Here is a 13930-nt window from a genome sequence, read left to right on the forward strand (position 1 = left end):
CGGGATTCCCTCGCTTGCCGCCTGCCTGAAACTCGAATTATTTAGGGTATCAACGGGAGTAAATAACGCCGGTGGGTAATTTACCCCGAGTCCGTAAAGGTAGCGGTAATCTTTGCTGAAAGAAATGGTAAGGATTAAGTAAATCTGGCTGCGAAGATTAACGTCAGGCCTGAGAATACAGGATCTATACCCGTCATACTTTAAACAATATGTGGATTTCTTTGCCACCCGGTGATTGTTTTGGGTATACCTGATTAATGAGGACAGGATATGAATATTTTACTGGTCGATGACGACGTAGAGCTGGGCGATATGCTCTGTGAGTATCTGAATGCGGAAGGGTTTTCAACCTCGCGGGTGCTGACCGGCAAAGAGGGCGTCGATGGCGCGATGTCGGGGGATTACACTGCGATGATTCTCGATGTCATGCTGCCGGATATGAGTGGGATTGACGTGCTGCGCCAGATCAGAAAAACCCAGTCGTTGCCTGTCATTATGCTGACGGCGAGAGGCGACAATATCGACAGGGTCATCGGTCTTGAAATGGGTGCAGATGACTATATGCCTAAACCTTGCTACCCACGTGAACTGGTAGCAAGGCTGCGTGCGGTGTTACGTCGCTATGACGAGCAGCCGAGTACAAAGCGTGACGAAAGCGTAGCAGCCAGTGGCGATCTGGTATTGAACCCCGCCACACGCATCAGCGAATGGCGCGGTAAGCCGTTTGATCTGACGGCATCTGAGTTTAACTTGCTGGAACTGCTATTACGTTTCCCCGAGCGGGTGGTATCGAAAGACGAGCTATCCGAAAAATGTCTGGGGCGTCGCCGTGAAGCGTATGACCGCAGCGTAGACGTGCATATCAGCAATATTCGTCAGAAGCTTGGGGCATTGTTGGGCAACACGATGACGATTGAAACCGTGCGTAGCGTCGGATACCGGATTCGCTGATGATGATCCGTGGAAGACTTTTTTGGAAGATATTACTGGGATTTTGGCTGACGTTCCTCGTCATGTCTCAACTGCTATGGCTGGCTTTTTCTCTGGGCGGAGATCGTCATAAGCCGCTGGAAGAAATCGTGGTGTCACGTATTGCGACGATGCAAACCGAGGTGGTGGCGATGGCGCTACAACATGGCGGTCTGGGTGAACTGAACGATGTGATATCGCTGTTGCCACAAAAAGAGCAGCAATACATTTCCATTACGGAATCGCCTCTGCCGCTGTCGGAACAGGAGTTAGTTTCCTCCCCGCAGAATGCCTTACTCGACGATGCTTTTGCACCGGACAAACGTGGCGCACAGCATATCACTCACGTTATCAAGCAGGTCAGCGGCCCAGCGGGAAAGTGGTATCAGATACGTTATGACGCTGAGCTGCTGCGCAGCGAATTTCGTCCTCCTCGTCCCGTCGAATTTCTCAATGTGCCGATGCCATTTGTCATCATTGCAGGGCTTGGCGGGTTGCTATTTAGCTCGGTGCTGGCATGGAGTCTGGCACGCCCGTTGAACCAGATCCGCGCGGGGTTTGATCAGGTGGCGCAGGGGGATCTGAATGTGCGCCTGCTGCCGGTAATGCGTAAACGTCATGATGAAATCAGCGATGTGGCGCGCGATTTCGATTCTATGGTTGAACGGCTGGACAGTCTGGCTAGCGCGCGCGAACAACTGCTTCATGATGTCTCGCATGAGCTACGTTCTCCGCTGGCGCGTTTGCAGCTTGCCATCGGGCTGGTGAGGCAGAACCGGGACAATCTGGAGAATTCCTTGCAGCGTATCGAACGTGAGGCGCTGCTGATGGATAAGATGATTGGCGAACTGTTGACGCTATCGCGCACGGAGCATTCCGGTATTGAGGAGGCCTATTTCGATTTACTGGGTCTGGTGACGGCGGTGGTAAACGATGCGCGCTATGAAGCGCAGGTCACCAGCGTTGAAATCCTGCTCGTGGCAGATGAAGACGAAGACTACACGGTCAAAGGCAACGCGGAACTGATGCGCAGAGCGGTCGACAATGTCATGCGCAACGCGCTACGTTTTTCTGCTCCCGCACAGCAGGTTGCCGTGTCGCTCATTGGCAATGAGCAGGAATGGATGATTCAGGTCGCCGATCAGGGGCCTGGCGTGGAGAAAAGTAAGCTCTCCAGTATTTTCGATCCTTTCATTCGTGTTGATTCACCGCTGTCTGGCAAGGGCTATGGATTGGGGCTGGCGATAGCCCGAAAGGTTGTGCTGGCGCACGGTGGGCATATTGAGGCGGATAACGGCGAGTCGTGCGGATTAGTGATTCGTCTGTGTGTACCGCGCTGGAAAGCCTGAAACGAAAACGGCACCATCCGGGTGCCGTTTCGTGCAAACGTAGTAAACAATCCGTAGAGGAAAAGCTTACTTTTTGATACGGATAACCGGTGTTTCACCGACAACAACCGTACCACTCAGTTTGGTCAATTCCTTGATTTCATCCATGTTGGAAATAACCACTGGTGTCAGAGTAGACTTCGCTTTTTCTTCCAGCAGAGCCAGGTCAAACTCGATAACGAGATCGCCTTTCTTCACGCGCTGGCCTTCTTCGGCGATGCGCTTGAAGCCTTCGCCTTTCAATTCAACGGTATCAATACCAAAGTGCACAAACAGCTCAATGCCGCTGTCAGACTCGATGGAAAACGCATGGTTGGTTTCAAAAATTTTGCCGATGGTGCCGTCTACCGGTGCGACAATCTTGTTGCCAGTTGGCTTGATGGCAATACCGTCGCCGACGATTTTCTCTGCAAATACGACATCAGGAACATCTTCAATATTGACGATTTCACCGGACAGCGGGGCAATGATTTCGATGCTGCCAGTGTCTTTTTTATCGTCAGAAACCAGAGATTTCAATTTATCGAACAAACCCATGATTCTCTCCTAAGCATTAATATTGGGCCAGCGTATACCCTAATCTTTCAAGTTGTTGTGGCATTAGTGTTTTTTCGCTACCCCGACTGCGACAGTATCGCCTGTCGGGGGTGCTGATTGCCACCTTGAAACCTATTAGGTAAAGCAGAATCAGCAGAGCGTTTTTTCTTTAATAAAGCGGCTCACCAGATTGCTTAACTCTTGTGCTGTCGGTTGAGCTAATGCTTGCTCCGCCAGCGCCTTCGCATCTTCGTAATTCGCATTACGGATGATTTTCTTGATGCTCGGGATAGAGATCGCACTCATACTGAATTCGTCCAGACCCATTCCCAATAACAGTAGTGTAGCACGTTCGTCACCGGCGAGCTCACCGCACATCCCTGTCCACTTGCCTTCGGCGTGAGACGCGTCGATGACCTGTTTAATCAGGGTAAGGACGGCGGGAGACATCGGGTTATAGAGATGAGAAATCAGCTCATTACCGCGATCAACTGCCAGAGTATACTGGGTTAAGTCATTTGTCCCAATACTAAAGAAGTCGACTTCTTTGGCTAAATGAGGAGCAATAGCCGCGGCAGCAGGTGTCTCAACCATCACGCCGACTTCAATGCTTTCATCGAAGGCTTTACCTTCTTCTCTCAGCTGTGCCTTCAACATTTCCAGCTCGGCTTTCAGCTCACGCACTTCTTCCACGGAGATAATCATCGGGAACATGATGCGTAGTTTGCCAAAGTTGGATGCACGCAGAATGGCGCGCAGTTGAGCATGCAGAATTTCTTTGCGATCCAGACAGATACGGATAGCACGCCAGCCAAGGAACGGGTTCTCTTCCTTCGGCAGGTTCATGTAAGGCAGATCTTTGTCGCCACCGATATCCATGGTACGGACGATAACAGCTTGAGCACCCACGGCTTCAGCAACGGCTTTATACGCCTGGAACTGTTCTTCTTCGGTCGGCAGTGAATCACGATCCATGAACAGGAATTCGGTACGATACAGGCCGACACCTTCTGCGCCGTTACGTTCTGCACCTGCGACATCACGCACGGTGCCGATGTTGGCACAGACTTCAACCTGATGACCGTCCAGCGTGATGGCCGGCAGATCTTTCAGCTTGGCCAGCTCATATTTTTCAGCGTGGTATTGCTGCTGAACGGCTTTTAATTCTTCAATTTTATCCGCAGTCGGATTCTGATAAATCTGGTTGTTTACCGCATCGATAATCAGATAGTCGCCGTTTTTGACCTGCTGGGTCACGTTGGTCGTGCCGACGATCGCGGGCAGTTCCAAAGAACGCGCCATAATGGACGTGTGAGACGTGCGGCCACCGAGATCGGTAATGAAGCCCAACACTTTGTCCAGATTCAACTGTGCGGTTTCTGACGGTGTCAGATCCGTTGCGACCAGAATAACTTCATCCTGAATATCACCCAGATCGACGATGGTCATATTGAGAATGTTGCGTAGCAAACGCTTCCCGATATCACGCATGTCCGCAGCGCGTTCTTTCAGATATTCATCATCAAGCTCTTCCAGCGCTTTGGCCTGGTTTTCGATAACGGAAAACGCGGCGGCATCGGCGGAAGCATGTTCATCTTTAATCAGGGCTATGATTTCCTGCTCGAACTCTTCATCTTCCAGCAACATGATGTGGCCTTCGAAGATGGCTTCTTTCTCTGCGCCCAGCGTCTCGCCCGCTTTCTTCTTGATAGCTTCCAACTGTGCGGATGCTTTGGAACGACCAGTCAGAAAACGTTCAGTTTCCTGTTCCACCTGATCCGCAGAGATTTTTTTCCGGTTGATGAGAATTTCATCTTCTTTCAGTAGCAGTGCCTTACCAAAAGCAATACCCGGTGATACTAATATGCCTGAAATCATAACCCTACCTTACTCGATTCTGGTGTTCACTAAAAAACTCGTCGATTACTCGAGCTCAGCCATCAGTTTGACCAGGTGTTCAACCGCTTTTTGTTCGTCTTCGCCTTCCGCAGCGATAGTAACCACAGTTCCTTGGGTTAAGCCGAGTGTTTGTAATTTGAACAGGCTCTTGGCGCTGGCGCTTTTGCCGTTGGACGTCACGGTGATGTCTGAAGCGAAACCTTTGGCTTCTTTGACAAACTGAGCAGCGGGACGAGTGTGCAGGCCATTCGGTGCGGTGATAGTCACTTCTTGCTGGAACATGCTTTTTTCCCCAACTTATGGATTAGATTAATGTTGTGGAACTAAAGTTTAGCTGATTCACTGAACTTTAGCCTGTTTGGTTAGCACCTGATTTATGTTACAGGGGCGGGCCACGATGCGACAGGAAAACCGTCAAACGTGTTTCCTGAACATACCCGTCATACTTCAAGCTGCATGTGCGTTGGCTGCGTTCACTTACCCGAATCACTTACCTGAGTAAGCTCGTCGGGATTCCTTCTCTTGCCGCCTTCCTGAAACTTGAATTATTTAGGGTATAAAATACCATCAAACACCGCCGGTTCCGTCACCCATTATCTTAACCTCAGTCGCAAAACGGCGATGTGGGCTATCGTGCGCAGGACAAAACAATCGTACGCAGGACAAAAACAATGTGATGAGGTGTGGTCTTTGCCGGATATTAATTTCACGCATCAAAATAATTGTTCGGTTAAATACTAAACCTGATGCAGAAAAGCAATCTGTATGTAGTGGAAAGTTTGAAGTGTGCCACAAAAAAGCACCTAAATAGGTGCTTTTTTAACATATTGGTCACTTGTTGTACGAGGTTGACCAAGGGGCTATTGTTGCAGTTCTTGCTCGGTGAACAGGTCGGCAAAGAGTGCGGTACTGAGGTAGCGTTCGCCAGAAGAAGGCAGAATAACGACGATAGTTTTGCCTTCAAACTCTTTCTCTTTGAGCAAATTCAGCGCGGCGGCAACGGCGGCACCGGAAGAAATGCCAGCCAGAATGCCTTCTTCTTCCATCAAGCGGCGTGCGGTGCTGATGGCTTCTTCGTTCGTGACTTTCTCTACGCGATCAATCAGTTTCAGGTCGAGGTTACCAGGAATAAAGCCTGCGCCGATGCCCTGAATCTTGTGCGGACCTGGCTTCAGCTCTTCGCCAGCCAGCGCCTGAGTGATTACCGGTGAGTCGGTAGGTTCAACCGCTACGCTGATGATAGCCTTGCCTTTGGTGTTCTTGATGTAGCGGCTTACACCCGTCAGCGTACCGCCTGTACCGACACCAGAAATGAAAACATCAACTTGACCGTCGGTATCTTCCCAGATTTCAGGGCCGGTAGTTTTTTCGTGGATCTCTGGGTTAGCCGGGTTGCTGAACTGTTGCAGCAGCAGATAACGGCTCGGATCGCTGGCGACAATCTCTTCTGCTTTGGCAATAGCGCCTTTCATGCCTTTTGCGCCTTCGGTCAGCACCAGATTAGCACCCAGCGCTTTCAGCAGTTTACGGCGCTCAATACTCATGGTTTCCGGCATGGTGAGCGTGAGTTTGTAACCGCGAGCGGCTGCGACGTAGGCCAGTGCAATCCCTGTGTTTCCGCTGGTAGGTTCAACCAGTTCAATACCCGGTTTGAGAACGCCACGCTTCTCTGCATCCCAAATCAGGTTGGAGCCGATACGGCACTTTACGCTAAAGCTAGGGTTGCGGGATTCCACTTTAGCCAGAATGCGTCCGTTGCCGATACGGTTCAGACGAACCAGCGGCGTATGGCCGATTGTGAAAGAATTGTCTTCGTAGATCTTGCTCATAGCCTGTCCTTATAACTGTATGAAATTTTTGCGAACGTAGAGAGAATACTCGTTCACACTTTTCAGTGAAGTAAAGAATTGCTATATCGTTATGTTCTTAAGAAATATCTTTTCATTACAATAGAAAGCACTGGCCGTTTTGAGCCAGTGCGCACGGTCTTTTTATGACGCGTTTTTCGGCAGTGTCGCGGACAGATCCCGATAACGATCCACCCACAGTTGCGTTGCGCCACATACCGCCACGGGCATGATAACCAGATTCAAAAAAGGCACCAGCGTAAACAGGCTGACCAAGGCACCAAACTGCATATTGGCGACTTTGTGGCGACGCAATGCCTGACGCATCGTGGAAAATCCCACTTTGTGGTTATCAAAAGGGTAATCGCAGTACTGAATTGCCAACATCCACGCGCTGAACAGGAACCACAGAAGCGGAGCGACAGTCTGCCCAATACCAGGGATGAAATAGAGAAGTAGCAGCACAATCGCACGTGGTAGGTAATACGCCAGCTTTTGAATCTCACGCGTCATGATGCGCGGGACGTCTTTGGCAATACTGAGTATGCCGCTGTCCGGCAGCGTTTGGCCGGTTAATTTTGCTTCCAACTGCTCGGCCAATAAGCCGTTAAACGGGGCGGCAATAAAATTGGCGATCGTGCTGAATAGGTAGCTGAATACCAGCAATATGGAGAGTACAGCGAGTGGCCAAATGAGGTAGCTGAGCCATTGTAGCCAGCTCGGAATGTAGCTCATTATGTGGGGAATCCAGTCATTAAGCCGGGTGAAAAGCCACCAAAAAGCCCCCCCCATGAGCACGATGTTCATGAGCAAAGGAAGAATGACGAAACGTCGGATACCTGGCAGTGAGATTAAGCGCCATCCAGCAAGAAAATAGTGTATACCACTGCGAATTTGGTCTGCTGTATTGCCATAAGGCGGTTTTTCGGAAGACATTGTGACAATATACTCAGTCATTTGTTTGTTGAGGCATCATATCGGGATGATCTTATGCTGGCTAGCCCGTATTTGGATGAAAAAACAGCAAAAAAGTGCGTTGTATCTATCTTTATTGTCATAAAGTACCGTGCAGGCTTGCACTTGTGTACTCAGGCAAATAGAGTTAGTAGTATAAGTATTTGCCGTGGTGGCAATGTATTGTTAGAACAATTGGGATAGCAATGATGCAGGACTTGCGTCTGATATTAATCGTTGTTGGCGCGATCGCTATAATAGCGCTGTTACTTCACGGCTTGTGGACTAGCCGTAAAGAGCGCTCGTCCCTTTTTCGTGACCGCCCGGTTAAACGAGCAAAGAAAGCGCGAGATGAGGCGCCGCTTGACGATCTGGATGAAGGCGTTGGCGAAGTTCGCGTGAAGGGCGCTCGCCCGCAGCAAAATGAGCCTTCCTTTGGCAGTGCGTCGTTTGAGCACGATACGTCTGACAACGTGTCGTCTCATCACTATAGCGCACGCGACGATGCCCGTTCAGAGGCGAAATCGCCGTTTGAAAATCTGTCTCCCGCTTCATCTTATGACCCGTTACTGGATGAAGCGACGCCAGTGGATTCTCCGCGTGCGCAGGTACGTAGTGAGACGGCACCGCAGATTGTTTATCCCACAGAATCCTCTGTTTCTGAGCCCAGCAGTGGCGCTCGGCATGAACCCTTTGCGTATGATGCAGCGCCACATCAGCCTGTTACTCATTCACTGCATGAGAAAGTTCAACCCGCGCCCGCGCAGCCTCTGCAACCCGCAGAACCGGTTGAACCCGCTGCGGCAAAAGAAGCTGTTCTGGTGCTGCACGTAGTGGCGCATCAAGGTGGTGTCATTGGTGGCGAACTGCTGTTACAAAGCCTGCTTCAGGCTGGTTTCCAGTTTGGTGAAATGAACATTTTCCATCGCCATGTGAACCCCGCTGGCGCAGGGCCAGTGCTGTTCAGTCTGGCGAATATGGTTAAACCTGGCTCGTTTAATGTGGATGCGATGGCCGAATTCTCGACGCCCGGCGTGTCTATTTTCATGATGGTGCCGTCTTATGGTGATGCCAGCCAAAACTTTAAACTGATGTTACAGTCTGCGCAGCGTATTGCTGACGATGTTGGCGGCGTGGTGCAGGACGATGAACGTCGTATGATGACGCCGCAGAAGGTCGAATCCTACAAAGCCCGTATTCGCGATGTGCTGAAAGCCAACGCCTGATAGCATAAAGTCTGTGAATGCAGTGGGTGAGAGAGAAGCCTCCGTTAGTGGAGGCTTTTTTTATTCGTCAAACCGGTAGTGGTATGAAAAGGCAAGAAAAGGTGAAGCGTGGTGAGTGAAGCAAAAGGATTAAAACAAGAGCTTGGGTTGGTTCAGGGCGTTGGGCTGCTTTCTACCTCGCTGTTGGGGACTGGGGTATTTGCAGTTCCTGCGTTGGTGGCACAACTGGCGCAGCAAGATAGCCTGTGGGCATGGCCGATTTTGATCCTGTTTGTCTTTCCTATCGCCATTGGCTTTGCTGCGCTGGGGCAACATTTTCCTAATGCGGGCGGTGCCGCGCACTTTGTTAATTTGGCCTTCGGGCCGCGAATGGCGCGCGTAACTGGCTGGCTATTTCTGTCTGTCATTCCGCTGGGTCTACCCGCAGCCTTGCAGATTGCTGCCGGGTTCTGGCAGGCAGCATTTGGCTGGAGCGATCTGGGGCTGCTCTGCGTACAGCTGCTGACGTTGGGCGGTATCTGGCTACTTGGCCTGCGTAGTGCGGGTTCGAGTGCCAACATTCAGATCGTCATCGCGCTGCTTGTGGTAGGGCTGGTTGCTGCGATCTGGTGGCAGGGGGAAATTACGCCTGCGCATATCCCTTGGCCGTCGGTGAACGAGCTGTCATGGTCTAACACCTTCGGCGCATTGGCCGTCATGTTTTGGTGCTTTGTTGGCCTTGAGGCTTTTGCTCATATGGCGACGGAGTTTCGGGTGCCAGAGCGAGATTTCCCACGGGCTTTGCTCATCGGCATGTTGGTCGCGGGAGCGGTTTATTGGGGATGTACAGTAGCCGTATTGCACTTTAAGGCTTACGGTGAAGGGATTGCCGCAACGGCGTCACTGCCGGGGATCGTCGTGCAGTTGTTTGGTCAGCACGCGCTGTGGATTGCCTGCTTCGTCGGCTATCTGGCCTGTTTTGCCAGCGTGAATATCTACACGCAGGGGTTTGCCCGGTTAGTTTGGTCACAGGCTCCGAAAGGGAGTGCATTGGCGAAGCTGTCCGCAGGACAGGCGCCAGTGAATGCGTTGTCGATTGTTGTTGCTTGCTGTCTGGTATGCTGCCTGGTGATTTACTGGCTCAGACTGCCGCTGGATATGCTGATTGTGTACGCCAACGGCATCTTTGTGCTGATTTATCTGCTGTGTATGCTGGCAGGGTGGCGTTTGCTGAAAGGGCGCGCCAGAGTAATGGCAGCAATAGGCAGCCTGCTTTGCTGTGCGCTGTTACTGATGATCGGCTGGAAATCACTGTACGCACTCATCATGCTGGCCGTGCTGTGGCTGTTCTTGCCGCGTAGGCACGTTGAGTTAGTTTCCCATTGAGTCGTTTCTTCTGACACTCTGTAGTGTGACGTTTCCGTCTCGAAGAATTGCCCCGGTTGCCGTATTGGGAATTGAGCAGCACCCTGAACAGGGCGCTGCGTTGGGATGACGATTAATCGTTTTCCGGTGCGTCAGCAGGTTTTTCTTCCGCAGACAGTTTCGCTTCCAGCTCGCTCAGGCGCTGTTCCAGGCGGGCAATCTTCTCGCGCGTGCGGAGCAGAACCTGGGTCTGAATATCGAACTCTTCACGGTTCACCAAATCCAGTCGGGTCAGCTGTGCTTGCAAGACCTGACGAATCTTTTTCTCCACATCATCACCCAATTCCCGGATACCTTTTGGCATGGATTCATGCACTTGACGGGCGATTTGCTCAATCTTCTTTGGGTCAATCATGTCGCTTTCCTGATTAGGTTATGTAAGTTATTACTATAGCAAGTGTAATGGGTATAAATAAAATCTGACATCTGCTTTGCACATATTCAGCATGGTTTTACTGTAATTCAGAATAGTTTTACTGTAATCCAGCATACGTTTTGCCCTATTTCCTGTGGCGGATCAATTGCCCTATCGAGGTATTAGCGTTATAGTAAATCCGCTTATTCTCAGGGCGGGGTGTAATTCCCCACCGGCGGTAAACCAGTATCTATACTGGAAGCCCGCGAGCGCTTACGCTGTATTTGCCGATTTTATTGTCGGTTTTACAGTGTGGGGTCAGCAGATCCGGTGTAATTCCGGAGCCGACGGTTAGAGTCCGGATGGGAGAGAGTAACGGTATCTGTCGGGCTATACGCCCGCTCGCGTTATTTTTGTTAGCCATTACTATGCAACCAGTGGTAGTGGTTACTCCTCAAGCTCGCCCTGATTCTGGTAATTCATAATAACATTGAGGTTTTTTACCATGAATCAGACATTACTTTCTGAATTTGGCAATCCTACCGAACGCGTAGAACGCGCACTTGATGCATTGCGTCATGGCCGTGGCGTGCTGGTGCTGGACGATGAAGATCGTGAAAACGAAGGTGACATGATCTTCTCCGCTGAAAACATGACCGTTGAACAAATGGCGCTGACGATCCGTCACGGCAGTGGCATTGTGTGCCTGTGCCTGACGGAAGAGCGTCGCCAGCAGTTGGAATTGCCGATGATGGTGGAGAAGAACTCCAGCCATTACCAAACGGCGTTCACCGTGACGATCGAAGCCGCCGAAGGCGTGACGACGGGGGTTTCTGCTGCCGACCGCCTGACCACCATTCGTGCCGCGATTGCGGATAATGCTAAGCCAAGCGATCTGAATCGTCCTGGTCACGTATTCCCGCTACGCGCCCAACCGGGTGGCGTATTAACGCGCGGTGGTCACACTGAAGCAACGGTTGATCTGATGACGTTGGCGGGCCTGAAGCCGTCTGGTGTACTGTGTGAACTGACGAACGATGATGGCTCAATGGCGCACGCGCCGGAAGTGATCACGTTTGCCAAACAGCACGACATGCCGGTGCTGACGATCGAAGATCTGGTCGCTTACCGTATTGCGGCAGAGCGCAAAGCCAGCTAATTTCCGCAGGTATCATGCAGATAAAAAGGGCCGATTAATCGGCCCTTTCATGTCATGGTGGATGCAGTAAAACTCACTCGTACTTAGGGTTTTCTTGCCAGCAGCGTAGCGAAACGCAGCTTGATGCGATTACCCTGCGCATCTGTCTTGTGTAATTCTCCCATATCCTCGTTATATTTGAGGATCTCCCAGTCGGCGTAATAGTTCTTCAGCTCGCCTTCTTTAAAGGTAAATGAGAAGGGCATTGGGCACGGACAATCTTCTGTCGACATCGCGGCAATAATCAGGTTATAGCCACCAGCAAGCGTGCTGTCTTGCATATTGCTGATGATGTGCGGAATGCGGTCGCGCTCCAAAAACATCAGCACGACGGTTGATAGGATAAAGTCGTACTGCTCTTTTATTTCCGCCAGATTGATGTTGTAAACGCCTGCGCGGATGTTGTTCAATGCTTCGCTCTTGATGATATTATTCAGTGAATCAATGCTTTGTTCATGCTTGTCACAGGCGGTCACGTCAAATCCGCGTAGGTTAAGATACAGCGAGTTACGCCCGCCGCCGCAACCTAAATCCAGCGTTTTGCCCGGTTTGATGTGCTGTACTGCATTGATGACTTCGGAATGGGTGCGCGTTAGACCGTATTTTTTATGGTAGAAATCTTCCGCTGAGCAGAAAAAGCTGAGCTGACATTCCAGGTTGTCAGAGAACGAAACAATGCGATGCCATGCCTGCGGTTCAACAAACGGAGGCTGGTTCTGCTCAGAAAAATGGAATGTCTCCAGCGTCTCACCGTCTTCAGTCAGCATGGAAAAGGTCATTTCTCCTTTCAACACGGTCAATTTTGCCCAGGTGCCTTCCTGCGTGTTGTGCTTTTCCTGAAACGCGGCAGGCAATGTTTGGCTGTTCCACTGCGGCATCTTCTTATAACAAATGAGATCTTGCATCTTCACCTCGGTGTGTAAATTTCAAATAACTATGACCGTATTCTATAAATCTGCGCGCAGGCTGGCTATAAAATATGTATTTTAAATGCATTATTTGTTTTTCAGTGTCAAACGGTGGCGGAAAGCTGTCGCAGCAGCGGAAACGCTTCTTTCATCCTCTCACCACCAACCACAAAGGCACGCAGCTTTTGCTGACCATCCAGCGCTTTAGCCACCATCCCCAGCGCGTTCCATTCCTGCTGCCAGTGTAAATCACCGCCAGTGGTATCGCCTGCCATCTGTAACGGAAACAGCGGCGTCTTGATTTTAACCAGCATCGGCGGCAGCGTTAGCGTCTCATCAGCCCCCAGCAAATTTTTCGCCAGCGTGATGGCGCTGAGTTGAATCGGTTGCAGGAAAGGCAGCAACTTACCGCCAATTTCCGCACAGTCGCCCAGCGCATAAATCTGTGGATCGGTAGTCTGTAACTGTTGATTGGTCTGAATGCCTTTTTGTACCGCTAACCCCGCCGCTTTCGCCAACTGCATGTTGGCCTGCAAACCGATAGCGGAGATAATTTCGTCCACTTCGACAGCTCGCCCATCGGTAAACGTAGCCTGCACACCGGTTTCGGTTTTCTCCAACTGTTGCAGGGTCGTGTTTAGTTGCAGCGAAACGCCCTGCTGCGTTAGCGTGAATTGCAGGCGCGCGCTGACTTCGGGTGGCATCAACGCGGGCAGAATACTGCTGGCGCAGTCAACCAACGTGACCCGTTTTCCCGCGCGGCCCAGATCCATCGCCAGCTCGGTGCCGATGAGTCCTGCACCGAGCACTAACACGCGTTCAGCCTGCCAGAGCCGGCCTTCATGGGCGCGGTATTCCTGCTGACTATTGAGCGTCAGCATGTGTTCGCGTCCTGGAATCGGCGGCACCATCGCGCTGGCTCCAGTCGCGAACACCAGTTTGTGATAGTCGTAACGATCCGTGCCGCAGACAACCTGCTGTGCGTTGCGGTCAATCGCGGTAACGCACGTATTGGCCAGCAGCGTGATACGGTTTTCTTCGGCAAACGCGGCTGCCGACATTTTGGTTAGATCGTCGGCGTGCTGTTGCAGGCTCATCACATGGCTTAAATCCGGCTTGTTGTACTCATCTCCGCTGTCGGCGGTAATCAGGCGGATAGGGCAATGAGCATCCAGCTTGCGTAGCTGCCGGATGAGCTGGCGGGCGGCAAAGCCCGCGCCAATAATCACGATATCTTTCATTATC

13 protein-coding genes and 1 riboswitch are annotated in these 13930 nt (G+C 51.2%); of the genes, 5 read left to right on the top strand and 8 right to left on the bottom strand.

The annotated features are described in order from the left end of the window. Nucleotides 1-270 precede the first annotated feature (270 nt). Nucleotides 271-951, top strand: a complete 681-nt coding sequence (locus EDI29_RS11810; protein ID WP_137741072.1) for a response regulator transcription factor — start codon at nucleotides 271-273, stop codon at nucleotides 949-951. Next, on the top strand, nucleotides 951-2318 hold the full coding sequence (locus EDI29_RS11815) for an ATP-binding protein (RefSeq protein WP_137741073.1): 1368 nt from the start codon (nucleotides 951-953) through the stop codon (nucleotides 2316-2318). The genes EDI29_RS11810 and EDI29_RS11815 overlap by 1 nt, the downstream gene beginning before the upstream one ends. 66 nt (nucleotides 2319-2384) lie before the next feature. On the opposite strand, the gene crr is transcribed toward EDI29_RS11815, so the two are convergent. The 5 genes from crr to cysZ all read right to left on the bottom strand — a co-directional run bounded on the left by crr (nucleotide 2385) and on the right by cysZ (nucleotide 7576). After that, nucleotides 2385-2894 carry a PTS glucose transporter subunit IIA gene (gene crr, locus EDI29_RS11820; RefSeq protein WP_010284368.1) on the bottom strand — a complete coding sequence of 170 codons (510 nt, stop codon included), beginning with the start codon at nucleotides 2892-2894 and terminating at the stop codon, nucleotides 2385-2387. A 150-nt stretch (nucleotides 2895-3044) separates the two neighbouring features. Beyond that, nucleotides 3045-4772, bottom strand: a complete 1728-nt coding sequence (ptsI, locus tag EDI29_RS11825; protein ID WP_137741074.1) for a phosphoenolpyruvate-protein phosphotransferase PtsI — start codon at nucleotides 4770-4772, stop codon at nucleotides 3045-3047. A 45-nt stretch (nucleotides 4773-4817) separates the two neighbouring features. Beyond that, nucleotides 4818-5075: a phosphocarrier protein Hpr gene (gene ptsH / locus EDI29_RS11830; protein ID WP_107171065.1), complete on the bottom strand. Its 258-nt coding sequence runs from the start codon at nucleotides 5073-5075 to the stop codon at nucleotides 4818-4820. A 578-nt stretch (nucleotides 5076-5653) separates the two neighbouring features. Then, nucleotides 5654-6622 (bottom strand): cysteine synthase A, encoded by a 969-nt coding sequence (cysK, locus tag EDI29_RS11840; protein ID WP_039348726.1) that lies wholly within the window; start codon nucleotides 6620-6622, stop codon nucleotides 5654-5656. Between the two features lie 162 nt (nucleotides 6623-6784). Next, nucleotides 6785-7576, bottom strand: coding sequence for a sulfate transporter CysZ (gene cysZ / locus EDI29_RS11845; protein WP_137741076.1), 792 nt, complete (start codon nucleotides 7574-7576; stop codon nucleotides 6785-6787). Between the two features lie 224 nt (nucleotides 7577-7800). On the opposite strand from cysZ, the gene zipA reads away from it, so the two are divergent. Further along, complete coding sequence (zipA, locus tag EDI29_RS11850; RefSeq protein WP_193555661.1) at nucleotides 7801-8820, top strand: cell division protein ZipA; 1020 nt, start codon at nucleotides 7801-7803, stop codon at nucleotides 8818-8820. Nucleotides 8821-8931: 111 nt separating this feature from the next. Next, on the top strand, nucleotides 8932-10185 hold the full coding sequence (yjeH, locus tag EDI29_RS11855; RefSeq protein ID WP_137741077.1) for an L-methionine/branched-chain amino acid transporter: 1254 nt from the start codon (nucleotides 8932-8934) through the stop codon (nucleotides 10183-10185). Between the two features lie 112 nt (nucleotides 10186-10297). On the opposite strand, the gene ubiK is transcribed toward yjeH, so the two are convergent. Continuing rightward, nucleotides 10298-10579, bottom strand: coding sequence for a ubiquinone biosynthesis accessory factor UbiK (ubiK, locus tag EDI29_RS11860; RefSeq protein ID WP_137741078.1), 282 nt, complete (start codon nucleotides 10577-10579; stop codon nucleotides 10298-10300). A gap of 201 nt (nucleotides 10580-10780) precedes the next feature. Continuing rightward, nucleotides 10781-10957: riboswitch (FMN riboswitch) on the top strand. A 127-nt stretch (nucleotides 10958-11084) separates the two neighbouring features. Between ubiK and ribB the strand changes: the two genes are divergently transcribed. Next, the gene (gene ribB, locus EDI29_RS11865; RefSeq protein WP_010284392.1) at nucleotides 11085-11738 is read left to right on the top strand and encodes a 3,4-dihydroxy-2-butanone-4-phosphate synthase; all 654 of its coding nucleotides are present in this window, start codon (nucleotides 11085-11087) and stop codon (nucleotides 11736-11738) included. 83 nt (nucleotides 11739-11821) lie between these two features. On the opposite strand, the gene tehB is transcribed toward ribB, so the two are convergent. Next, complete coding sequence (tehB, locus tag EDI29_RS11870; protein ID WP_137741079.1) at nucleotides 11822-12682, bottom strand: SAM-dependent methyltransferase TehB; 861 nt, start codon at nucleotides 12680-12682, stop codon at nucleotides 11822-11824. Between the two features lie 107 nt (nucleotides 12683-12789). Continuing rightward, entirely contained in the window at nucleotides 12790-13926 is a 1137-nt protein-coding gene (norW, locus tag EDI29_RS11875; protein WP_137741080.1) for an NADH:flavorubredoxin reductase NorW, read from the bottom strand. Nucleotides 13927-13930: the final 4 nt, after the last annotated feature.

This window comes from Pectobacterium polonicum, from assembly GCF_005497185.1.
GTDB lineage: Bacteria > Pseudomonadota > Gammaproteobacteria > Enterobacterales > Enterobacteriaceae > Pectobacterium > Pectobacterium polonicum.

Coding starts and splice junctions, on each gene's coding strand:
- zipA (WP_193555661.1), top strand. CDS start 7,801: ATGATGCAGGACTTGCGTCTGATATTAATCGTTGTTGGCGCGATCGCT.
- cysZ (WP_137741076.1), bottom strand. CDS start 7,576: ATGTCTTCCGAAAAACCGCCTTATGGCAATACAGCAGACCAAATTCGC.
- ptsH (WP_107171065.1), bottom strand. CDS start 5,075: ATGTTCCAGCAAGAAGTGACTATCACCGCACCGAATGGCCTGCACACT.
- crr (WP_010284368.1), bottom strand. CDS start 2,894: ATGGGTTTGTTCGATAAATTGAAATCTCTGGTTTCTGACGATAAAAAA.
- tehB (WP_137741079.1), bottom strand. CDS start 12,682: ATGCAAGATCTCATTTGTTATAAGAAGATGCCGCAGTGGAACAGCCAA.
- ptsI (WP_137741074.1), bottom strand. CDS start 4,772: ATGATTTCAGGCATATTAGTATCACCGGGTATTGCTTTTGGTAAGGCA.
- ubiK (WP_137741078.1), bottom strand. CDS start 10,579: ATGATTGACCCAAAGAAGATTGAGCAAATCGCCCGTCAAGTGCATGAA.
- cysK (WP_039348726.1), bottom strand. CDS start 6,622: ATGAGCAAGATCTACGAAGACAATTCTTTCACAATCGGCCATACGCCG.
- norW (WP_137741080.1), bottom strand. CDS start 13,926: ATGAAAGATATCGTGATTATTGGCGCGGGCTTTGCCGCCCGCCAGCTC.
- EDI29_RS11815 (WP_137741073.1), top strand. CDS start 951: ATGATGATCCGTGGAAGACTTTTTTGGAAGATATTACTGGGATTTTGG.
- ribB (WP_010284392.1), top strand. CDS start 11,085: ATGAATCAGACATTACTTTCTGAATTTGGCAATCCTACCGAACGCGTA.
- EDI29_RS11810 (WP_137741072.1), top strand. CDS start 271: ATGAATATTTTACTGGTCGATGACGACGTAGAGCTGGGCGATATGCTC.